Below are 24,446 nucleotides of genomic sequence, written 5' to 3' on the forward strand. Positions count from 1 at the left end.
TAGGTATACAAAATGGGAAAGTTAAATACTATTTTTAAAGTACTAATTTTATTAGTCACATTATTGGGTTATTCGCAAAAAGAGATTACTAATTCAGCGATATTGACTGGTAATGCAATAATAAACAACGGGAACATAAACTTATCTGTTAGTGACCCTTTATTTAATCAATTAAGCAATAATAACGCTAATTTTAAATCAGTTGACCCTGCTGTATATCTGCATTTTGGATATCAAGAGGAGGTTCAAAACAGTTTAAAATATCAGGCGATTTATTATAGTGAAATAAGTTATTCTATTTTTAATACTGTTGTAGTATCTTCTGGACAATCACAAGGGACTACTCCTTTAACTGGAACATTAAAGATATATCATAACAATATTACTAATGATTATAAGTTAAAAGATTATGCAGTAGTTAAATTCCCAGGAATTCATAAATCTGATTTAACAATCACAAGTGTTAAATATTATGATTTTAACAATGCTGTTATTACAAATTTTGATCAGTCAAAAAATTCTACCTATGTAAAATTATCTTTTGAAACGGAGAGATATTATAATATTGCCAGTACAAAATTAAACTTGACGCATTCCCTTATTAAATATAACGGAACTGTGGAAAATAATTTAGGATACATTGCAGAATCAAATAACGAAGAAGAACTTGAAATTTCTTGGTCGATTGAGAACAATGGTAATAAACCAGTTGAGTATGAACTAGAATGGACTTGGGTTGATAATTATGCTGATGTCTATACTAATGAGCTCTCCAAAGAAGATATCGATTTAACAGAATCTGACTTTCAAAGAAATAGTACAAGAGTTCAAACGAAAGATACTAAGTATAGAATTCCATTGATTTTTAACAAAGGGTATCTAATATATAGAGTTAGACCTGTAGGCCGTTTTTTAAACAATATAAACAAAGTGTATTACGGGAGTTGGACAACTGATAGTTCAACAACAACTTACACAACCGTAGATGATTGGCCAAATGTTTTAAAAATTAATCTACCTCATGAAAATGGCTCTAAAAACTGGCAATATCAAGCTAGCTATGCAGAAGACGGAAAAAAGAAAGATGTAGTTAGTTATTTTGATGGTAGCTTAAGAAATAGACAAACAGTTACTAAAGTAAATACCGATAATCAAACAATAGTTGGTGAAGTAATTTATGACAATCAAGGAAGACCTGCTATTGAAATATTACCTACACCAATAGGTACTTCTGGAATTAGTTATTTTGAAATGTTGAACAGAAACATGACTGGTACAACATATTCTCATAATGATTTTGACTGGGATGATCCTACTATTAATGTTTGTATTCCTGAATCTATTGAAGGTATGTCACCTTTTTCAGGAGCAAGTAAATATTATTCTCAAAATAACGATCAGTTAAATAATTATCAAGATTTTGTTCCAGATGCAGAACTATATCCATTTTCGCAAATAGAATATACTCCAGATAATACTGGTAGAATAAGAAGAAAAGGAGGTGTTGGTGAAACACATCAAATAGGAAAAGGACATGAAATGAATTACTTCTACTCTCAAGCAAAACAAGAAGAATTAAATAGATTGTTTGGCTATAAAGTAGGAGATTTTAAGAGATATAAAAAAAATGTTGTGGTTGATCCTAACGGACAAGTTAGCATCAGCTATATAGACCCGCAGGGAAGAACCATTGCAACAGCTTTGACAGGAGAAAGTCCAGCGAATTTAGATCAACTAGATGGTGTGTTGGATGGTGAGTTAACGGTAAATATTTTAAGTGATAATGTTTTATATGCTTCAGGATTAAATGGAGTGTTAAACGATGGTTTTCGTTTAAATACGCAAGTAGATGTTGTAAAAGAAGGAACACTTGAATTTGAGTACAGTTTTGCAAATGCGCTAAGTGCTTTTGTTTCAGACTGTTCAGATTCTTATCCTTTTGTTTATGATTGGTCAGTTAGTCTTTTAGATGATTGTGCTACAGAACGATTTGTTGGTAGCGGAACAGATTTAGCAACTGAAATCGATAATGATTTTAGCACACAACTAGATTCTGAAAGCTTAAAAGTAGGAACCTATACTTTAAACAAAACGCTAAAAATCAATCAAGCCAAGTTAGACGAATATACAGACCAGTATATGGCTAAAATTACTGATGTTAATGGAGGTTGTTACCCAAATATTTCTTTTGATACAGGTGCAAGTATTGAAGACTGTAACGTGTCTTGTTTAAGTTGCGAATTATCTTTAGGAGAAAGGTATTTGACACCTTCATCCTATGCAACTTTTGAAGGGTTAATTCCAATAATACCTTATGATCCAAACAATTCAGATTGGGATTCATATGAGGATTATTTAGCTTCTCCACAGTATGCTGCACAATTCATTCTAGGAGATGTAAGTTTAAGATATCCTTTCATACAAGAAATGCGCAATCAATATGTTATTGAAAATTTAGATATACTTTTTCCTGATAATGCTTTTAGCTATATTGGAGGAAGTGTAACTCCCACTTCTCCTGAAATAATTCTTGCAGAGTCACAATTGCAAAATGAATTCGATCAATTGTTAGATACTTGTAGAAATTTATGTAATCAACCTTATGATACTTGTAATATTAGTTATGAAGTATTACTAGGAGATGTAAGTCCTACAGGACAGTATGGAGCTGTTGATTCTTCATCAGATGATGACGAGGAAGAAGATGACTCAAATGATCCTGACCCAGATCCTTCAACAACACCTACTACTAATTTCGAATCATTAAGTGTTTTTGATGAATATAATGGTTTAGTTTATGGAGGAGTAAATTCATCAACTGGTCTTACAAACTTTAGCTGGAGAAATCCTGACCCCTTCGTTCCTTATGCTGATGCATTTGGCACTCTGGCAACTATTGAAGTTATTAAAATAGATGAAAACATTTACGATCCTGCTATATTAATTGATTCTCCATTAACTGACGTAACAGGTTTAACATTTCTTAACGGCGATGAAGAAAATACCAAATTTTATGTTTTACCACAATATTTGGCGAATGTTGATGATTTCTTAAATAATTGGGAACCTTCTTGGGCAAATTCTTTAATTCAATACCATCCAGAATATCAATATTATAAGTATTTTAAAGAATTATGTGAGAAAAAATTTAATGGACTTAATTCAGATACATTTGATCAAAGTTTATTAGAAATTGAGGATTATGATAGTAGTGTTATTTCAGATATTTTAAATATAGTTGATGATCCTTATTATAATTTCTCAACATATTCATTTGAATCTCCTATACCAAATGTAACTCCCACAATTACAACTTTTGATTTAAGAAAAAGTATATTAGAAGAAACTCTAAATGAAAACTATGACGGTTTTAAGTTGAATGTTAATGGAACAGAATATCCAATGCATATGCTTGCGGTAGCTTATTATACAGTTATGTTTAGTAATGGATTAGCACCTAATAGTCAATTTGGAGATTTTTTAAATTCTTCAACTGTAAAAACACCACAACAATTATTAGATTTCATTAATAACCCAATTAATCAAATAAGTGCTTATCAAAAAAATAGAATTTGGGAAACCTTTAGAAATTATTATACAAGTACAAAAGAAAAAACTAAAACTGTATTTTCTCACATTTATGCATTAAGAAGAAATGGCTATAATGCTTGTATGGGTGACCCAGAATTTACAGATACATTCTATACCTTGTTTAAAAAACAAACAGCAAGTTACCCTGATTTGCTTGTTGCGATGGATAATGCATTAAACCCTTCTAATGTTGTTACCAATAATAATGATAAATTCACTAATCCTGTTTGCGATAATAACTCATTACAATATTATAAAGACAAGGAAAAACGTTTTGTTTCTGCTGATTATGGTTTTGATTCTGGCATTCCTGATGCAATTGTAGGTGCAAGTGCTACTCTAGATGCAGATTCGGCAATGTTTTTAGAAACAGGGAAATGTCCTTTATTAATAGATATAGAAAATGTCCTAAATGGTTTAATTGATCAAAGTCTAAGAGAGAATGGTACTCTGACTATTTCTACGACTGATCAACTACAATTATCAAGTATGCCTTATTTATCACCAGATCTATATATAGCTCTTGGTGGTAACACAGATTTTCCTAATGGAGTTGAATATATTACAGCTGGTCAAGTGACTAATTCACAACAATGGGAAGTAAAGATTGGAAATTCTAGTGCAATACAATTAGAAATAATACCTTCGGGTAATTTTACTAATCCATGTCTAGACAGTAATGCTTTACCTTTGATTTGGACAAATTATGGTCAAGGATTTACCATTACTAAATTTAAAAATATTTACTATGTACCAGGAACAACTACTCCATTTGAATTCAGAATTATAGCAGAAATTACAAGATTAGGAGGGCAAACATTAGATCCAAACTGTCCTAAAGAAGAAATAATAATTAAAGGTTTCACAACTGCCGCAATAGGAAATTGTCAGTTTGATTCACCTGATAATCCAGGATTAAGCACAAATGCAGAAACGGAATCAGGTTCTGGTTGTTACAATAAAACACGTTTTGAAAAAGGATTAGTACGTTTGATGAATGAGTTAAGAGGAAATGTAGCAAACAATAATTTAACAAACTTTGGAAACCTAAATACAACTCTACCAGGCATTTCATTAATTCAAGCAACTACAGCTGTTGATACTTATGGATATGGACAAGGTATACTTCCTGAATTACTAAACGATACTAATTTAGAAGGTATCTGGGTTTATAATGGAAATGGTAGCTATAGTATTATAATTGGTGGATTGCCTATTTTTAATTTAAATACTCCAATCGATTTAGTAACTGATGCTAAAAAAATAACTAGTATTCAAATATCAGATCAATTAGATAATAATGGTAATTTAATTATTACATTATACTATTTAAAATTAGATGGAACTATAGAATCAATATCAGGCACAATAACAAATATCGACTTTGGTTGTAAATGTACAGAAAGAGTATATAGTTATGAAGGAACTGATATTATTTCTGTGAAAGGATTTTTTGGTAAATTATTAAATAAAGTACATACTACTTTTATTCAGGGGCAAACAATAAACGATGGTTATTTATATGGAGACCCAAACATAATAGGAATTCAAAGTTTTATACCTTCTGCACAAGGAATTTATGGATTTGAAAGTCAATGGGAAGATAACCAGGGAAATATAGTACTTGGTATGCATTTTTATTTGGATAAAGGGAGAAATTGCCCTATTACAATTCCTTATTACTCTCAGCCTAAAAAATGTGATGGAATTTTGCACCCAAATGTTTTTGAAGCTATTCAAAATGCTCCTCATGCAGCATTTGGATTGTCTCTTGTAGACATACTAAATGTTGAAAATAATGGTAATTTCTCATTTTCTGTAGCTTTTACTCATTCTGAATATCCATATTTTGATGATAATTGTAAAAAAATAGTAAAAAAGGGAGGGAATACTTATGTAACAGGAACAGGGACATGCGCTATTACCAGTTGTAAAGAACTAGTCTCTGCCTCAAGTGGCCTTCAAGATGTTTTAAATAATTTAATTCAAACATATGTTAGTCAAGGTTTAGTTCCAAACGGAACAAATCCAAATAATTACGCAAACTTAACACAGTATATTTCAAATGCTGGAACAGGAGTGTATAACTTCTTTGCTTCTAATACAGAAAATGGATGCCAATTAGGATTCAATTTTTCTGAAATAGGTACATGTAAAGTATTGTTTTCAATACCTGAATTTACTTTGGCGGAAGTTGCTAATTATAGTATCACAAATTTAGAATTTAATGAGCATTTAAATGCTTTTACAGCTAATGTCTCTGATGGTAAAAAGATTAATGTAATAGCTAATGGGACTATTTCTTGTCTAAGCATTGATGCATGTTATAGTGATGTCATTATTCCATGTGAGACATGTATCCCTACAGCCGTTGAACCTGTAGATTGCGCTTCTGAATGGGATGAGTTTCTATCTAATTTTTATAACGAAGTTACAGGGTCTGCTAATCCTTTTTCAGATCCAAAAGTAGCTGTCTTGCCTTTACTCGTTAAAATATTTCCTAATGAAATAGACGAAGATTTAAGCGATGGTATAACACAAACAGAGCTTCAAAAAGCATATAAATTATTCTGTGAAGCAAATTATAGTTATATCGCAAAAGATTATATACATTATTTAGCTAGTTTTAATTTACTTGACGGTGTCGCAAATGTGTATCCTGATCCTTTTAGAAGTAATAATGTTTCTGATGTACAGAATCCTTTATTTATAACATTAGGAGAATTTGGTGCTTCCAAATTAAACTACGGATATGCAGCTACTAAAGATGCAATAGACGAATATGTTGCTTATGTTACTACTCAAGCATCTAGTTTATTTCCTGTTAACACATTAAGATGGATAGAGTATATAGACCAAGTGTATACAATAGAAAATCAAGTTTGTCCACCTGCTCCATTAATACCTAATCTAACCATTGATAATATTCAAGTTTATACTCCTTGTGAAGTATTCAATGCAAATATTCAAGGAACTTATGAGTCCCAATTACTAGAGGCTCTTTTTGAAGAAAAAAGACAAAACTTCAGAACCGAATATATAAAACAAGCATTATATGATGCTGAAGAAACTTTTACAAAAAGAGGTTTTGATGGAGAATACCAATATACTTTATATTATTATGATCAATCGGGTAATTTAATACAAACAGTTCCCCCACAAGGCGTGCAAACATTACCTCAAACAAGCAATGTTGCCATAGATGCTATAAGAAATGATATTACTCCCGCTTTTACATTATTAGATGAAGCAAGTAATGGTAATACTGTTCCTAGTCATTCAATGCAAACAGAGTATAAATACAATTCTTTGAATCAGCTAGTTTGGCAAAAAACACCAGATGGAGGTGAAACTCGTTTTGCATATGATGCATTAGGAAGAATTGTGGCTTCTCAAAATGCGAAACAATTAAAAAATTCTACTGTTAATCAGACAGGTATTTTTAGTTACACTCGTTATGATCAACTAGGCAGAATTTTTGAAGCAGGTGAGTTTATTGCAAGTATTAACGATTATAAGATTGATGATACAGGTAAGTTATTGTATAATAATAATGATCCAATTGATATTGATTTTGATTCAACTAATAATTATAATGATAGTTTTCCAAGAAACATTGCTTCAAATTTCAAACAAGTTACCAAAACTATTTATGATCAAGCCTTTCAAGGAGCAGCATCTTTTTTTACAAACTATGGTTCAGATAATACTTTTAAAAGAGTAACTGCTGTGTTGTATTTTGATACTTATACAAATACAACACTTGACTCAGAATATGACAATGCTATATTTTATGATTACGATGTTCATGGAAATGTAAAAGAACTAGTGCAACGTGTTAATGACACAGAATTAAATGAAGCACATAGAACTAAAAAAATTGTATATGATTACGATCTAATTAGTGGTAATGTAAATAGTGTAACTTATCAACCAGATAATAAATTAGAGCAATTTGTACATAAATATACTTATGATGCAGATAACAGAATAACCGAGGTTTACACTAGTAAGGATAAAATAGTTTGGGAAAAAGAAGCGAATTATGAATATTATCAACATGGTCCTCTAGCTAGAACAGTAATAGGTGATAAAGAAGTGCAAGGTTTAGATTATATCTACACACTACAAGGCTGGTTAAAAACCGTAAACTCTGAAACAATCGGGAAAGATTACGATGCAGGTAAAGATGGCTTAAATGTAGCTCAAGATGCATTTGGTTTTGCTTTAAATTACTACAATGGAGACTACAAGTCACGATTCAATACAACTACTCCATTCAAGTTGTCAAAAGAAAATTCCTTAGAAGGCAACAGAGATCTTTATAATGGTAATATTAAGGAAATGGTTACTTCATTAATAGATGAAAACCAGAGTGCACTCTCTACTCAATTTAACTATTATAAATATGACCAGTTGAATAGAATTAAGGCTATGGATTCTAAAAGTATTGTGGTTGATGCTAACGGTAACATTGCTGGTACGCCTACAAATTCTTATGCTAGTTCATATAGTTATTATAAGAATGGAAACTTAAAATCTTTAAAAAGACAAGTACCGCATGTGTCAGCTGACGGTGATGTCACTTTGAAAGATATGGATGATTTTTCGTACAAATACAATACAGTAAAAGGGAATAATCAGCTAACAAAGCTGTTTGATGCAGCACCTAATTTATTTGGTAATGGTGTGGATATTAAAAATAACCTAGGTAGTTTGTATGATGTAAATGATAATTCAACCCACAACTATCAATATGATGAAATTGGTCAATTAACTAAAGACCTTTCAGAAGGATTAGATATTGAATGGAGAGTAGATGGAAAAGTTGATCGAGTTATAAAAACAGATGGTACAATTATTGAGTTCGATTATGACGGGCTTGGAAATCGTATTGCCAAAAGACATACGTCAAATGGACAAGTAACCACTACTTATTACCAAAGAGATGCTCAAGGGAATGTCATGGCTGTTTATGAAAATAAACCAATAGAGAGTACTACTTCTAATTCATTAGAAGAGAATCTTTATTTAAACAACTACAACATAGATTATGAAGATTCCAAGATAGCTAAAAATATTTATGTATCAAACGATGGGAATCCTTCTGTAACAAGTGCTCCAAACGGTAATGTTACATTACAAGCTACCCAAACAATAACTTTAAAACCTGGATTTAAAGCAGAAAATGGAAGTAAATTCCTAGCAAAAATAACCACAGTAGATGACACTCCTATTCTTACTGAAGGAGAGTATGTGTTAAAAGAACATCATATTTATGGAAGCAGTAGATTGGGTATTGAAAAATGGGATTTAGTTATTCCGGTTCCTAGTGTTTCAAAATTAGTTAGCAAAGCATTAGCCTTTACTCAAGAAGCTAAGATTATTACACAACCAGTTGTAATGAATGCTACTGTTGCACCAGAAACTTCAGGGTTAGAATTTAATGGAAATAACGCTACCACTTGGGCTGATAATAATTTAAACTTGAATTTCTTTAATAGTGTGGGAGCTCTAACATCTCAAATTAATTTTGAAAGTAATTTAAAGATTGGTAATTATAGTAATGGAGAAACTAAATCATTTTTTCAATTGATGGGTAAAAAAGGTTTTCATGAAAATTTTTATCAAAGTACATTTCTTTTTAGAATAAAAAAAGAGAATGATTTATATTATCCAGAAATTCTAATTAGAAAATATTATTATCATTATCATTATAAGAGAAGAGGTAGATATCGCAAAATTCATGAAGTAATTACTAAAACTTTAAAAATTAAAAATTTTGTTGGTATCCCTGAAAATGAATGGAGTTTAAAAGGTGAAATATTTTTCGATAATAACAATATAAGTCCGTCTTTAAATATTAATGGGAATGTTTATACAGATTTTGAGTCAAGTGAGCAAAAATATAGAAAAACAGAAAGATATCAAAGAGGAAATGATTTTCCAGTAACTATAAATTCTCTTGGTAGCTCAAGTTCAATTGTTCCATATAATTTTGTTTATCTAGGAGGAATTATTGCAAATTCTGGTTTACCTTCTCAAATTTGTAGTTTTTCTTATTCAATAGATAAAAATCTTAAAGATTTTGATGATCCATCTATAGAAAACATTTTCTTATTTGATGTTCAAAATAATCCAACTATTGCAGAAAATGGATTAGAAATGAATACTAATGGTGTCCCTTTTGTACAAAGCTTTTGTGGTACAGGAGAAATGGATACAGATGGAGATGGTATTGTGGATAGTATTGACAATTGTCCATATACATTTAATCCATTACAAGAGGATACAGAAGACTTAGACGGAGATGGAATTCCTGAGGGAGATGGTATTGGAGACTTATGTGATAATTGTAAAACTACTATTAATCCATTGCAGGAAGATTTAGATGGAGATGGAGTTGGAGATGAGTGTGATAATTGCCCAAAAATTAGTAACTTTGATCAAACAGATTCAGATTTAGATGGTATTGGAGATGTTTGTGATAATTGTCCTAATTCAGCAAACCCTAATCAAACTGATACTAATCAAAACGGAATTGGTGATGATTGTGAAGGAGATGACCAAGGAAATGGTGGAGATTTAGCTATAATAACAGATCCTATTGATTATTATAGAACAGTAGGAGATAAACAATATGAGTTATCAAACCATTTAGGTAATGTACTTTCTGTTATTACAGATAGAAAGTTAGGAGTTACTTTAGGAGTAAATAATTACCGTCTTTTACCAGACGTAATTAGTTACAATGACTACTACCCCTTTGGTCAGTTACTGCCGGGAAGGTTTCATGTAGATCCTTCGCAGGATTACAGGTATGGTTTCCAAGGACAAGAAATGGATAATGAGTTAAAAGGAAGAGGAAATTCTTTGAATTATACTTTTAGAATGCACGACCCAAGAGTGGGTAGGTTTTTGAGTAGAGATCCTCTTGCTCCTCAATATCCATGGAACTCACCATATGCTTTTAGTGAAAATAGGGTGATTGATGGTATTGACTTAGAAGGTAAAGAATTTACAATAACGCCAACAGAAGGAGGTTTTAATATTGATGTTAGATTTAGAGTAGTAAATGAGTCTGAATTACCTTCAATGACCAACTATCATCTAATTCAAATGATTAATCAAATTAGTCACGATATTTCACAATTTGGAGGTATAGACATGGAAGGTAATAGAATTAGTTTTTCAGCAACATATGATAGTGATGCAACTTTAAATGTGCTTTTTACAGATAAATTTACTCAGCCAAAATCATTTGGTAAAGAGATTGAATATGGTAAAGATATTGAGTTTAAGTATGCAGATATGATTGCATTAGGTATGGTCCCTTCTTCTCAAAAAGGAGATGTCTTGACAGGGACTGTATTAATTAATGCAAAAAGTGCATCAACTTCGTATAAATATGCTGTAGGTCCATCAGGGACTCCATACTCAAATGCCGCTTTTACCGTTTTTCATGAATGGTTTACTCACTTAATTAGCCCTCCAAATCAATCTGGGGATGTTGACCATGATGATCAGCAAGAGATTTTAAATAGCCCACAATCTGCTAAGGGTAGGTTTGATGGCTCTCCAGGGAAGGGATATATTGTGGATTATAATTTAAAAGCAGAAGAAACTGAAAATAATTTAAATTCTCCTACTGCTCCAGACAAACCAAATTATGAGTTAACGAAAAGCCAATTATCTAGGATTTTTAGATTTATACAGGAAGGAATTAAAAGGCAAACGGAAAACCCAAATACTAAAGTTGTAACTCCTAACAAGGATGATATTATTAAGAATAAAGATGTTAAAAATTGATTAGGAATTAAAATTATTTTATAATATGATGAAAAATTTTGTTTATTTATTTATGTTTTTTATTACATCATGTAAGACATCTTATATTGTTGAGTATATAGAGACTGATGTAAATTCAACTTTTGAAAAGAAAATTGATGGAACACCTAATTTTTTTAATTTATTTATTGTTATAGATAAGTCGTTGATAAATAATTACATTAGTGTAGAAACAGGTAGTCTATCTGGAACAAATGTAATTTATAATGAAACATTTCAATTGAAAGGAGAAAATGAGTTTTATAAAGTGATTAAAGCAAAAAATACTGAAAATATTTTAATAACAATAAATAAAAAATATTTTCCCATTGAAATTAATAAATACCAGAAATATAGATTTCTATTTATAAAGAAAATGAAAAGATCTATATATCTAACTTATTCTAATAAATTACCTGATAATCTAAACCAGCTCTCCGAAGAGTTCTAAATAAAAACGCACACGCTCTACGATGGTCTCCTGACCTCGTAGCGTAGCACAATAAAAAGACAAAGCAACTTTTAAACGAGTTGCTTTTGTTGTTTTTAAAGGTTAGCTATATTGTTTTGCAGATAATCTTTAAAGCGTTTTTTAGAAACAAAAGTTTCAATAAGTTTAAGAAGTATTGTTTTTTCTTCTAAATCAAGTTCATTAATAAGTTGGAGTTGTTCTAATGTGGCTTTATCTTCTAATGAGATTTCATTAGGTATTTTACTGTTATCAAAAGAAACAATATCATCTAAAGACATGTTAAAATGTTTAGAAAGGAGAATTAAAGCTTCAATAGAAATATCTTGTTGATTGTTTTCTATTTTAGAATACCCAGAACGATGTGTATGGATTAAATCAGCCATTTGTTGCTGGGTTAATCCTTTGTTTTCTCTTAAGCTTTTTAAATTATCCCAGCTCTCCGAAGAGTTCTAATTAAAGCACACACGCTCTACGATGGTCTCCTGACCTCGTAGCACAATATAAAAGACAAAGCCACTTAATTGTGGCTTTTGTTGTTTATAGTGTTGTTGTAAATATTTAAGAAAATTGTTTTTGAATATCTTTTTGAAAGACAAATGCAGTAATAAGGTCTTTAACGGTTTCTTTTTGTTTATCAGACAAATGCTGTACTTTTTTAAACAAAGTAGCTAATTCTTTATCATTTATATCGTCTTCGGCATTTTTTTGTCCAAATACTAAAGTATCAATAGATACATTTAAAACTTCTGCTATTTTTTGCACAACTTCTAAAGAAGGAGAAGACAAACCTCTTTCATAGCGTGACAAATGTGTTACGTGTACACCTATTTCTTTAGCAAAATCTGCTTGAGATAGTTTTTTAGTAGCTCTTAAATGTTTTAAATTTTCTGCAAATAACATAACGTATAAAAGATGTAAAAAGGGTTATATATAGCGTAAATACTTATGCAAAGCTATTAAAATAAATCTTTTGTGCTAATAGTGTTGAAAAATAAAAGTATAAAAGATTTTTAAATTAAATCTTATTTGCTATGTTTGTAAGCATATTTGCTAATACAGAAACTTATGAACAATTTAAACACTACCAATCCAAACCACTACCTTTTTGAAACCAAACACTTAAAAATAGCGATATTAGGTGGAATACGATTCAATAATTTAGAAGCGTTACGAGTAACATTAGGTATAAGCAAACAAAAGTCAGAGCAAGTTTTACGACAAAACATCGATTTATACAATGACACATCCATAGAAAAACTTACAAGAAAAGTAGCAGAACGTTTAGAAGTTGGTACAACCATAGTAAGAAGAGATTTAGACAGTTTAACAAACGAACTAGAGAATTACAGATTACAGGAAGTAGAAAACCAAAACAAGTCTTACGAAAAGCAAGTAAAAGTTTTAACCGAAAAAGAAATCAAACAAGCAAAGGAATTTTTACAAAACCAAAATTTAATCAACAACACACAAGAACTAATTGGAAAATCGGGAGTAATTGGCGAAGAAGTCAACAGGTTATTAATGTATTTAATTTTCACATCAAGAAAAACTAACAATCCATTACACTGTATCAGTCTAGGAAGTAGCGGAGCAGGAAAAACACATTTACAAAGCAAAGTAGCAGAACTCATTCCTGAAGAAGACAAAATAGAAATGACGGTATTATCTGCAAACGCTTTTTACTATTTTAATAGAACAGAGTTACAAAACAAACTCATATTAATAGAAGATTTAGACGGAGCAGAAAGTGTGCTTTATCCACTTCGAGAATTACAATCTAAAAAACGAATTACCAAAACAGTAGCGCACAAAGACAAAAAAGGAACAACAAAAACCATCCATTTAACGGTAGAAGGTCCAGTAAGTGTAAGTGGTTGTACTACACAAGAAAGTATTTATGAAGACAACAGCAACAGAAGTTTTCTTTTATACATAGATGAAAGTGAAATCCAAGACGAGAAAATAATGCTTTTCCAGCGTCAACTATCAGCAGGAAAAATAAACCATGAAGAAGAGCACGCATCGCGTGATTTATTACAAAATTGTCAACGACTTTTAAAAACCATAACCATTAAAAATCCTTTTGCAGAATATCTAACCTTACCAAACAGCGTATTTAAACCAAGAAGAACCAATGCCCATTATTTACAATTTATAGAAGTCATTACCTTTTACAAACAATACCAAAAGTTCCACCACATCGATCGTGAAACAGGAGAAGAATATATAGAAACTAGTATAGAAGACATACAAGAAGCCAACGAACTCATAAAAGAAGTGTTGTTAAGAAAAAGCGATACACTCACAGGAGCAAGTAGAAACCACCTAGAAAATCTAAAAGAGTATTTAAAACGAAACAATCAAACCCAGTTTACCAATAGTGAAATCAGAAGAAATTTAAGAGTAAAGGAAACCACATTAAGAAGATATAACAATCAGTTATTACTAGAAAACTACATCAAGAAAGTACAAAACAAAAACATAAAATCCTTTTGCTACGAAATCACAAACCCTGATGAATACCAAGACCTAAAAGTAATGATAAACAACGCATTACAAGAATGTATTACGCAAATACAACTCGCTACAGCGCAACCAACTAACCACATTAAAATGGCGAAGTCAAAACAAACAAAATCAATTACTTAAACACATAAAACCGAAAAAATGCAAAATAAAACACATACCAAAATAAAAAATGAAAACCTTACAACTAAACAATGAAAGCTATAAAGCATTATTAAAAGACTTTACAAACTGGCTAGATATACTAGGCTTTGCAGAAACTACGATTTACAATTTACCCAATCATCTTAAAGAGTTTTTTTATTACTTGGAAAACAACAACATCAATCAAATCAATCATATTACTACTCAATTTATAAAAGAATATTACAGTTATCTAAAAACAAGGGAAAATCAAAGAAGAGAAGGTTCTTTAAGCGATGCCTATCTCAACAAACACCAACAAGCTCTTTTTAAGTTCAACGATTATTTAAAACAACACAATCATAAAGGCATCAACATACATCTAAAACGAGAAGAACAAAACCAAAGAGACAGCCTGCAAATCCTAACTCAAGACGAAATAAAACAATTATTCAAAGCAACCGATTATAGTAACGAACAAGAAAGAATCAGAAAAAGAGACAAAGTAATTTTAGTGTTATTATACAGTTGTGGACTTAGAAGGACGGAGGCCGTCAGCCTATTATTAAAAGATATTTTATTCGACAAAGAGCGTATTTACGTAAGAAAAGGAAAGAATTACAAAGAAAGATATGTACCTATAAACGACTACAATTTAAAAATAATAGAAGAATACATTTACGATTACCGTCCAACATTTTACAACTACAAACAAACAGAATACCTTTTAATCAACTATAGAGGAAAGCAATTACAAGGACAAAGTTTATCCAATAGGCTTACTAAAATAGTGGAAGCAAGCGGGATTAGAAAAGCCCCTCTTTTGGAGGGGTTGGGGAGGCTCACACCACACATTTTACGTCATAGCATAGCAACACATCTTTTAGAAAAAGGCGTAAACATGGAAACCATCAGTCAATTTTTAGGGCATAGCAGTTTAGAGAGTACACAGATTTACACTCACTTATTAGAACACAAATCAAAACAAAATAACGATGAACAACTTCACAACTTACTTAGAGAAAAACGGTTACAGCAACAAGAGTATCCCAACATTCCTAAAGGCTACAGAACGTCTAAATATATGGATGAATAAATTTGGAACTACAAAGGAAAGTATTGATTATAAAACTTTTTTAAAATACATCGAAGAACTAAAGAAAACAGGAATAAAAGTACGAACCCTAAAAACCTATATTGGTAACTTAAAAATCTACTTCAACTACCTACAAGAAGAAAACTACAGAGCAGACAATCCAATAACAAACATCAATATAAAAGGAACAGTAAAAACAGTATTAAACAACCTATTAACAGCAGATGAATTAGAAGATTTATATTATTCTTATGAAACTAAAAACGAAGATCTAGCAAGGAAAAGAAATAAAATTATCATTGGTTTATTAGTCTATCAAGGTTTACAAAGTAAAGAATTACAGTATTTAAAAGAAGAACACATTGAATTATACAAAGGCAAAATACACATCCCACAAAGCAAAAAAACAAACGGAAGAACATTAGAATTAAAACCTTGGCAACTCATGGAGTTTATGGAATATTTACAACAAATAAGAGCGCAAATCGTTCCAAAAGGCGAAGAAGCATTGTTTACAAGTAGTTATGGAAATAGTAATCTTCAAAACGTACTTCATAAGATAAGCGAAGAATTAAAGCTAATCAATTATAACTATCAAAATGCCATCCAAATCAGAAACAGCGTAATAGTAAACTGGCTCAAACAACACAACTTAAGGAAAACCCAATACCTAGCAGGACACAAATACATAAGCAGTACAGAAAGATACAGACAAGACAATTTAGAAAGTCTGCACGAAATGGTAAACAACTTTCATCCAATACAATAATAAAAAAAATAGGAACGCCCAAAGGGCTGACCTTTTTACGCCCACCCAGTCCTGACTTCCCACGCTCAAGTGGCTTCTCCCAACCCTCACAACACTTGTTTTCCCCAAAGCACAGCACTTTATGGTATTGCCAGAAGTAAGTCATAAGACATAATTTGGTAAGGCAATACCATAAAGAGCTGTTCACCCAAAGCCAAGAAAACAAGAGTTGTCATCCAACGCTAAAGCCACTCCCAAGCTATATTTACATAATGTGCTCTTATGGTTCAAGCCCTTTGGGTACGCTTCGCCTCGAAACCATAAGCACACTATGTAAAATAGCCCCTTTCCAAGCGCCCACCCACTGCCGACTGGACTGCCAACGCACTACGAACCCTTAATTATTTTAGCAATGACTTTGCACAAAAAAAGCTTCACAAAAAAGCCACCTACAGTAGTTGCCGTCTTTCTTTGCTTGTTTTTTCATGCAAATCATCACTAAAAGGAAGTAGATTATGCACTCAATCGGCGTGAGCCTAATCATTTTAAAAGCTGATGATTGCCCAAGCTCGACCCAAAGCTTTAAATCATCATCTTTTAAAACGAACCCCCTTCGGAACCTACTCAGCTGACTAAAAGCCACATCGCATAAACAGTCTGTGCTTGCCAAGGCTGACCGTGATAAAAAAACGATTGATAAAAAAGCAAAAAAAGTGAGTAAACAAGAGGCTTGATAACGGAAATATATACAAACAAGTTACAATATTTAAACAGGTTTGTACAGCAGAATAAACCAGCTTTTAGCCGATGATGTTCCGTATATGTCCCGAGGATAAGCCCACCATAAGTCCACTAAAGCCGACTTTATCAACTAGATAAAAGAAGGATAAGTTAACTACATCAACTAGTTAAAACATCCTTTAAATAATGATTTTAAAGCCTTGTAAGCACAAAAAAAGCTCTTTGAGAACAAAGTAGCCTTATTGTTATAAAATGGGCTTTAAACCCTAGAAAACTTCTATAATACGCATGGCGTTACCTTGTGCTAATAGATAATCAACATTATCTACCTTTTGGTAAAACTCAATACCTAAACAAGCGATAACACTTACACCAGCTTCAGGAACTAATCCACCAGGAGCAGTAGCCGTTAAAGTAATGTTCGTTCCTACATTAGTAATGGGTTGAATCGTACTATACTGGGTCATACTTAAACTATTTTGGTCTGGGTTATCAGGTTCATAGCTTGCTGTACCATCATCAAAACTATAATCAGACAACCAACCCACAGCTCCTGCAATACGAAAACCAGTAGCACCACTAGGCGCATTAATAAAGTTTATCGGAATGAAATTAGGAATCGTAAAAACCACTTCCACACGGTCAGCATCAGTAGTAACGGCATAAGGAGCATTAAAAACAGATGTAAAACTAATCTTGTTATTTAACTCTAAACCTTTTGCCTGTGCTTTGTTAGCACTTAGTGCAATAGGTCGTTGCCCTCTCGCTCCACTAGCTTTAACATTAATCGACTTAAAAAGTCTAGTTAAACTAGCTGTTAGTGTACTGCCTCCCATTGTTTGGATCACGCTACTTAAAGCCGTTCGTAAAGCTTTACCCACTTTAGCAGAACCTCCAAACTCGGCATTGTTCTCTCTTGTTCTCACAAAGTTTGCACCCGTTGCAATCCTTTCTTTTGTAGGTCCTCCAGCTGTTCTAGCCAAATACTCACCATTAGAAGTATAAAAACTCATTCCTCCAATGTTACCTACCAACTTGATAATCCCTTTTTGCTTACTCATAATAAAAATATTTAAAGATTAATAATACTAGGTAGTGTTTTTCATATGTTTGACTTTTAAGTACATACTTACAAGTCTTATGCCATATTTGTCAGAAAAAAAGTTAAATAAAACACAAAAAAACAAAGATAAAATTTTAGGGATAAGCGATGTATAAACCAATAAAAGTGTTATTTTTGAGCTATATATAATACCATACGTTCTTAAAAAAAATATTGAAATTACTAGCAAAGGAGTACCCAAAGTAGGTGCAACCCAGCAAAAAAACGCATAAAGTATTACCCCTTTGGTCAGTTACTGCCGGGAAGGTTTCATGTAGATCCTTCGCAGGATTACAGGTATGGTTTCCAAGGACAAGAAATGGATAATGAGTTGAAAGGTATTGGAAATAGTTATACAACAGAGTTTAGACAATATGACCCAAGAATTGGAAGATGGCTTAGTTTAGACCCTTTAATGGCGGATTATACTAATTTATCCCCATATGTAAGTTTTAACAATAATCCTATTTTATTTAGTGATCCTTATGGTCTTGAAGGTGAAAATTCTATTGATCCTCCAAAGAGTCATGAAATTAAAAAAGGTGAAACTTTGTCAGAAATTGCTAAGAAAAATAATACTACTGTTAATTATCTTGCTATATGGAATAAAATTGCTGATCCAGATAAAATTAAAGCTGGTGATAAAATATATCTTTCTGATCCTACAGAATATAATAATTTCCGTAATATGACAGCTGCTGAGTATTATGGGATTAATGATGGTACTGATATAACCATAGAATTGGACAAGAATTATAATGACAAGTCTGTAACTAGTGATGGTTTAGAGTATAAAAAAGAACAGATTAAAGTTTTGAAGTTTGCAGCAGGTGCTGCGTTGGGTATTTCAAATATGGGTTCAGTAACAGTAGCTGGAACTTTAAGACTACCAAAAAATAGAAGGTATAATTTTAAAGGTATTACTTCTACTAAAGTTCCAATTAATAATTTGCATATTGAAAATACAGATGGGTTTTTCCAATTTACTGGTAAAAACTTAAAAGGTGAGGAAATTGAATTCTATGGTTTGGCGGGTAGTAGCCATAAGACAAAAAATCTTGAAATGGAATTGGTTATTCCAGGTAAAAGCGGTTATACTAATGATCATACTTGGAAAAATCAATTCTCTAGAGAATTTTTAAATTGGAGAAAAGATCTCAGGAAATATGGGAAAGAAAATGGATATGAATCAATAAGAATTAGAGCACAAAGAGCAGATGATAGTTCTTCTAGAAATCCTGGGCATTTTATTGATGTAACTATAAAAATAAATTAAAATCATGATAGACAAAATAAGTGAAGAATTAATAAGATATGTTATAAGTAATTATTTACATTTATTTAATGATCAAGAAATTGAGATTTATAATTCTATATTAAGATCAAACAAAGTTGACACTTTAAGTGAGGAGAATTATAATTTATTGTTATCTAAGAAACCAACCCTTTTTAATAATTTAATAAAAATCACAAAGGATGATAAGAAAAAATTTTACAACAGCATTGTTGAAAGATTAATAGATGATGGTAAGATTTTTGTTAATAGATGTCCTTATTGTGGTTCACTTGCAGCAACACCTAATTCACAAAGAGCAAGGTGCGGTCATCATTGGAGAAACCCAACCCAGCTGAGCTAAGTGTTCTTTAAAACTCCCCAGCTGGCTCTTGCGTCTTTAAATAATCGGCATCGCTACCGCGAGCTTCTAGCTCGTGGACACAAAGAATATAAAAAACAAAAAGCAACTTTTAGAAGAGTTGCTTTTGTTGTAATCATAAAAAAACTATTTTTACGACACGTTCATACAAATAAATCTAGTGGTAAATACACATCTTCTTTTGGAATGACCTTGCCAGGTCGCACGCACTCAAGCACAGCCTACCGTTACGGCTTCCAAGGACAAGAAAAAGATGATGAGTTAAAAGGGGAAGGAAATTCTTTGAACTATACTTTTAGAATGCATGATCCAAGAGTGGGTAGGTTTTTGAGTTTAGATCCACTTGCTCCTCAATATCCTCATAACTCTCCTTATGCCTTTAGTGAAAATAGAGTTATTGATGGTGTTGAATTAGAAGGAAAAGAATTTAAAGTTACAAAAACTGATAAGGGTTTTAATATAGAATTAGAATTTAGAGTAGTTAATGAATCTGAAATTATGTCTAAAGCATTCCTTGACAGAATGATTTATCAAATAACAACTGGAATCGAAGGTTTAGGTGGATATGATAAAGAAGGTCAATATATATCTTTTAAAGCAACATATAATTCTGAGGCAACTATTAATCTTTATGTTATAGATGATTTTCAAAAAGGATTTGAAAGTAGCTTTGGAGATAAAATCACTAATTCTGAAAGAAAAGCATTTGATGCTATAGCTTTTGGAATAGTGCCAATGTCTCAAAAAGGAGACGTTATTTCAGGTTCGATTATATTAAAAGCTGGTAGAATTTCTTTAAGGACTTTAACTAATGATAAAAATTTAGCTAATGGTGCATTCACAACATTTCATGAATTGTTAGTACACCTTATTTCTCAAAATAAGCAATTAGAAAGTGATGATCATCAAGACTTATCTATTGGCACAGAAGGGACTAAATTTGTTCCCAAAAAAGGTTCTATATTATCAGTGAGAAATAAACTTGACGATATTGATATAAAAGAAAATTTATTTTCTTCAAATGGTGGTGATAAAGAAGAAGTAAATTTAAATTTAGCGGCTGAACAATTATCATTAATCTTAAAAAATATACAAGAAGGAATAAAGAACTATAATAAAGAAGAATCTAATATAGTAACTCCTGAGAAAGAAAAAGTTCATGATTATGTAAATCCACATAAAAAAAGAGAATAAACCTATGTTAAAAAAAATAATTTATTTTTCAGTATCTATTCTATTGATAGTTTCTTGTAGTGACACAAAAGAAATAATTTTTTTAAAAAATGAGTTGCCAGATGAGCAAAAAGAGTATTTTGATTTATCTTCAGACCCTTTTTCAATATATATAATTTTTGAGAAATCAATGATAGGTTGTAAAGTTTCAGTAAGAGATTTTACTTCAAAAGAAATCTTATATAATGATTCTATTGTAAAACCTTCTAACATTGATATAGCAGAAATAATAACCCCTATGAATGTTGGTGGCTTAGAGTTACGTATAAAAGATAAATTATATTTTATAGATGGTAATACCTATAGAAAGCATAGATTTTTAGTTGTGAAAAAAATAAAAGAAAATAAATATAATTTAACTTTTACTAATCAACCTGCTAATTATTGGTAGTCTCCCAGCTGAGCTAAGTGTTCATTAAAAACGTTACGTGCTGCGCAAAGTGTCCTCACTTTGAGCTATATTAATAAAAACAAAAAGCAACTTTTAAAAGAGTTGCTTTTGTTGTTTATAGTATAACTGTACTAATACGAATCAATAGTAATTTGAAAAGACTAAAGTCCTAACCTAGCCCCGAGTGGAGCAAGTTACCGTGTAACGCGGAAAGCGGGTGGGATTTTGTACTGAAATGTTTTTGTGGTGCTCCTAAAAATTTAAAATAAAAACAAGACACTTCAAGCACAATCCCTTGAAATTTATTGCTTTATAGTATTCACAAAAGCAAAAAACAGCTAACTATTATAAAATTGTAAATAATTCATTTCTATTTACTTAAAGTTTGTATTTTTGCAAAAATTATAAAAAGCCTTCTAAATAATGAAAAACAAAAACTTTTCATCTTATATAAAAAACACTATTAAAAAAGGGTATGTAAAAGCGTACTCTTTAACGGAGATATTAATCGTACTTTGTATTATTGGTATCTTATTACTTATGGTGTTGCCGAATCAAACTTCGGTCATTAGTCAGGCAAAAGCTATTGAAGCTCAGGCTATGTTGAACCAAGTGTATGGTTTAGAGAAAAGTCATTTTTACCGGTATTCAAAATATACTGGAGATTTAGAAGAACTAGGTTTTGAACAAGAACAAACAGTGGAAGATGGTGGTCAAGCCGTATATCGTATTGAAATCATTGAATCTTCAAATAGTTCATTTGTAGCAAGAGCAACATCAGTTTCAGATTTAGATGGTGATGGAGCTTTCAACACTTGGGAAATCAACGACAAAAAAGTGCTTAAAGAAGTAGTAAAAGAATAATGATTGCACTTTTAATTGTTTTATGCTTATGCCTTGCTGTTATTTTTTGGCAAGATTTTAAAATGAGACACATTCATGTGGTTTTGCCTATAGTAGTTTTTTCAACTGCTTATTTCTTAACGAATTACCTTCAAAGCAACTTAAAAGTCATAAGTGTTAATGTTTTGTTTTTTTGCATTACTATTGCATTACTTACTTTATATATGAGTCTAAAAAACAAAGGGTTTCTAAATCCTTTTCAAAACTATTTTGGTTTAGGAGATTTATTGTTTTATATCGCAATCACCCCTTTATTTCTTTTATATAATTACGTACTCTTTTTTATTACGTCTTTGCTTTTTTCCATAGTGATGCAATTTGTATTACTAAAATGGATTAAAAAAGATTCCGTACCCTTAGCAGGACTTTCAGCTTTATTGTTGTTGTTCGTTATAGCTAAAGATGTAGTGTTTTCGGTTCAAAAAATCACTTTAATTCGTTAAGTATGGAAGAGATTATTGTACATAACGACAACTTGCATCTGGTTTCTGCCGATTTAGCCAATTATTATAAGGTGCTTCCCAAAGATAATACTACTGAAAGTATTGCTTTGTATTGTTTGGAAACCAAAAATACTTCAGAAGTCAAAGAAGAATTAGAATTACTTTTAGGAAAAAAAGTGAATTTACTTTCTTATTCCGAAACCCAAATTAACAAAGCGCTTTCCATCTATTACAGAAAAGAGCGTATTGAAAATTCGACCAAAGCTTTCAACATTGATTCAGGTGATTTTTTAGAAAACTTATTAACGGAAGCGAAAGGTTTAAAAAGTAGTGATATCCACTGCGAAATTTATGAAGATTCAGCGCGTATACGTTTCAGAATTGATGGCCAATTAATTGAACGTTATAAAATTGAACGCGAGAATTATTTGGAATTGGTCAACAAAATTAAAATTCGTTCCAAACTAAATATTACTGAAAAACGTTTGCCACAAGATGGCCGTATCACAACTCCTAGTTTTGACATTCGTGTATCCATTTTACCTACTTTGTATGGTGAAAAAATTGTAATGCGTCTACTAGGTCAAGATGCTTCTAATATTGACTTAAAATCGTTAGGTTTTCAGCATGAAGAATTAGACGGTTATCTAGAAGCGGTTAAAAAACCAAATGGAATCATTTTAATTAGTGGTCCAACAGGTTCCGGTAAAACCACAACATTATATGCAACTTTACGTTTATTAAACGATAGCAGAAGAAATATAGTAACTGTTGAAGATCCAATTGAATATACATTAAAAGGAATTAATCAGGTTCAGTTAAAAGAAGACATTGGGTTAACCTTTGCTTCAGCCTTGAAATCCTTTTTACGTCAAGATCCAGATGTAATCATGTTAGGAGAAATTCGAGATTCAGAAACGGCATTAATGGCTATTCGAGCTTCGTTGACTGGACATTTAGTGTTATCTACGATACATACGAATTCAGCTATTGGAACGGTTTCGAGATTAATCGACATGGGTGTGCCTCCTTATTTGATTTCTGAAACATTGAATTTATCGGTTGCCCAACGTTTGATTCGTAAATTATGCAACCATTGTAAAGAAGAGACAACTATTGATGCAAAAGATTTTCCTAATAGCTTTTCGATACCTTATAAAGTTAAAAAAACTTACAAATCAGTTGGTTGTAACGAATGTTTTCATACAGGTTATAAAGGCAGAACTGCAATTTATGAAGTCATAAATATCACAAATGACATTGCCAATGCCATAAAAAGTAATACTATTGCAACCTATTTTGAAAAAGATGACAATTACAAATCGCTTCCAGAAAAAGCGTATGATGTTTTAGCTAAAGGAGAAACATCGTTAGACGAGATCTATTCGATATTATTAAATGTATAAAATGATTAAAAAAATTAGTGTTGTATTAACCATTTTTATTTTTTCAAATTCGCTTTTTGCGCAACAAGATATTAATGAGTTACCTGTAATACGAAAAAACATCCGTATCTTAAATGAAAGACATTGAATTAATCAAACTTTATGAAGAATCATACAAAGGGCAATATGATGATTTATTTGAGTCTTTAG

General features: G+C 31.4%; 14 protein-coding genes and 1 pseudogene. 12 read left to right on the top strand and 3 right to left on the bottom strand.

Annotated elements, in window-relative coordinates; translation table 11 throughout:
- The first annotated feature begins 12 nt into the window (after positions 1-12).
- Together FIA58_RS20085 and FIA58_RS20090 are read left to right on the top strand one after the other, a co-directional pair.
- Positions 13-11,400: a thrombospondin type 3 repeat-containing protein gene (locus FIA58_RS20085; protein WP_140964490.1), complete on the top strand. Its 11,388-nt coding sequence runs from the start codon at positions 13-15 to the stop codon at positions 11,398-11,400.
- Positions 11,401-11,425: 25 nt separating this feature from the next.
- Complete coding sequence (locus FIA58_RS20090; RefSeq protein ID WP_140964491.1) at positions 11,426-11,869, top strand: hypothetical protein; 444 nt, start codon at positions 11,426-11,428, stop codon at positions 11,867-11,869.
- Between the two features lie 95 nt (positions 11,870-11,964).
- On the opposite strand, the pseudogene FIA58_RS21545 reads toward FIA58_RS20090, so the two are convergent.
- Positions 11,965-12,306, bottom strand: a pseudogene (locus tag FIA58_RS21545) (helix-turn-helix domain-containing protein); the annotation flags it as partial.
- Positions 12,307-12,448: 142 nt separating this feature from the next.
- Entirely contained in the window at positions 12,449-12,790 is a 342-nt protein-coding gene (locus FIA58_RS20100) for a helix-turn-helix domain-containing protein (protein ID WP_140964493.1), read from the bottom strand.
- A gap of 165 nt (positions 12,791-12,955) precedes the next feature.
- On the opposite strand from FIA58_RS20100, the gene FIA58_RS20105 reads away from it, so the two are divergent.
- Genes FIA58_RS20105 through FIA58_RS20115 form a run of 3 tightly spaced genes read left to right on the top strand, consistent with a single transcriptional unit; the run spans position 12,956 to position 16,404 of the window.
- Positions 12,956-14,539: a hypothetical protein gene (locus FIA58_RS20105; protein WP_140964494.1), complete on the top strand. Its 1,584-nt coding sequence runs from the start codon at positions 12,956-12,958 to the stop codon at positions 14,537-14,539.
- A gap of 49 nt (positions 14,540-14,588) precedes the next feature.
- Positions 14,589-15,635 (top strand): tyrosine-type recombinase/integrase, encoded by a 1,047-nt coding sequence (locus tag FIA58_RS20110; RefSeq protein WP_140964495.1) that lies wholly within the window; start codon positions 14,589-14,591, stop codon positions 15,633-15,635.
- Positions 15,628-16,404: a tyrosine-type recombinase/integrase gene (locus tag FIA58_RS20115; protein WP_165928966.1), complete on the top strand. Its 777-nt coding sequence runs from the start codon at positions 15,628-15,630 to the stop codon at positions 16,402-16,404. The genes FIA58_RS20110 and FIA58_RS20115 overlap by 8 nt, the downstream gene beginning before the upstream one ends.
- 986 nt (positions 16,405-17,390) lie before the next feature.
- Here FIA58_RS20115 and FIA58_RS20120 read toward each other — a convergent pair.
- Entirely contained in the window at positions 17,391-18,185 is a 795-nt protein-coding gene (locus FIA58_RS20120; protein WP_140964497.1) for a hypothetical protein, read from the bottom strand.
- 270 nt (positions 18,186-18,455) lie between these two features.
- Here FIA58_RS20120 and FIA58_RS20125 point away from each other — a divergent pair, with 270 nt between their 5' ends.
- The 7 genes from FIA58_RS20125 to FIA58_RS20155 all read left to right on the top strand — a co-directional run bounded on the left by FIA58_RS20125 (position 18,456) and on the right by FIA58_RS20155 (position 24,257).
- Positions 18,456-19,502 (top strand): RHS repeat domain-containing protein, encoded by a 1,047-nt coding sequence (locus FIA58_RS20125; RefSeq protein ID WP_317167936.1) that lies wholly within the window; start codon positions 18,456-18,458, stop codon positions 19,500-19,502.
- 4 nt (positions 19,503-19,506) lie between these two features.
- Positions 19,507-19,863: a hypothetical protein gene (locus FIA58_RS20130; RefSeq protein ID WP_140964499.1), complete on the top strand. Its 357-nt coding sequence runs from the start codon at positions 19,507-19,509 to the stop codon at positions 19,861-19,863.
- Positions 19,864-21,075 carry an RHS repeat domain-containing protein gene (locus tag FIA58_RS20135; protein WP_140964500.1) on the top strand — a complete coding sequence of 404 codons (1,212 nt, stop codon included), beginning with the start codon at positions 19,864-19,866 and terminating at the stop codon, positions 21,073-21,075.
- Positions 21,076-21,079: 4 nt separating this feature from the next.
- Complete coding sequence (locus FIA58_RS20140; protein WP_140964501.1) at positions 21,080-21,505, top strand: hypothetical protein; 426 nt, start codon at positions 21,080-21,082, stop codon at positions 21,503-21,505.
- 423 nt (positions 21,506-21,928) lie between these two features.
- Entirely contained in the window at positions 21,929-22,369 is a 441-nt protein-coding gene (locus FIA58_RS20145; RefSeq protein ID WP_140964502.1) for a type IV pilin protein, read from the top strand.
- A gap of 62 nt (positions 22,370-22,431) precedes the next feature.
- Positions 22,432-22,851: a hypothetical protein gene (locus FIA58_RS20150; protein WP_140964503.1), complete on the top strand. Its 420-nt coding sequence runs from the start codon at positions 22,432-22,434 to the stop codon at positions 22,849-22,851.
- Positions 22,852-22,853: 2 nt separating this feature from the next.
- Positions 22,854-24,257 (top strand): GspE/PulE family protein, encoded by a 1,404-nt coding sequence (locus tag FIA58_RS20155; RefSeq protein ID WP_140964504.1) that lies wholly within the window; start codon positions 22,854-22,856, stop codon positions 24,255-24,257.
- The last annotated feature ends 189 nt before the right edge of the window (positions 24,258-24,446 follow it).

The organism is Flavobacterium jejuense (genome assembly GCF_006491595.2).
Taxonomy (GTDB): Bacteria; Bacteroidota; Bacteroidia; order Flavobacteriales; family Flavobacteriaceae; genus Flavobacterium; species Flavobacterium jejuense.